The sequence below is a fragment of the Vibrio sp. 03_296 genome, assembly GCF_002265885.1.
The window spans coordinates 1-614 of the sequence record NZ_NPKW01000827.1 but is presented as its reverse complement, the minus strand read 5'-3'; the positions used below and the strand labels follow the sequence as shown (position 1 = coordinate 614).

The following is a 614-nucleotide window of genomic DNA, read 5'->3' as shown; positions in this document are numbered from 1 at the left end:
CCGGCTATTACGACAGGTATAGAAATTAAAAATAAAATACCTAACAGCAGAGCATTTCTAATATTAATGTTCTGACGTTGTCTCATAATTGACTCTCTTACCATCAAAATGGTAGCGTGGTTTTAGCTCTGTGAGCTGTAAAATAAACTACTAATCATTGGAAGCGCTTCTCCAAAATTATAGAGCGATAAACAGAACGCAGTGCAATTTTTTGTAAAAAATAAAGTGGTGATATCTATCTTATTGTTTTTTATGGAGTGTTAAATCTTCGATTAAATGCTGGTGGCTATTGATGGTATTAGAGTCGACATAAGTAGTGATAGCAATCGTACGAAAGTACCAAATTTCGTTATATTTTTGAGCTTACTAAGAATGTAATAAAAATAAGGAGCGATGCTTCCCTTATTTAATGCACTAATGAAATTAACATTTAGCGAACATATAAGTTCGATAACCACCCAGTAAATTGCGGGCTTTATAGCCGTTATTCACCAGTTGTCGATAGGCGACGTTACCGCGCAAGCCAACTTGGCAGTAGATGATGATCTCTTTGTCTTTTGGTAATTCATCCATTCGTTGGCGAAGTTGGTCCACCGGAATATTCATTGCGCCAG

At 36.3% G+C, this 614-nt stretch carries 1 protein-coding gene; it reads right to left on the bottom strand.

All coding sequences use genetic code 11. The features are described from left to right. Window positions 1-423: 423 nt before the first annotated feature. On the bottom strand, window positions 424-614 hold a 191-nt coding region (locus tag CIK04_RS28190; protein ID WP_325205938.1), incomplete at its 5' end, for a rhodanese-like domain-containing protein.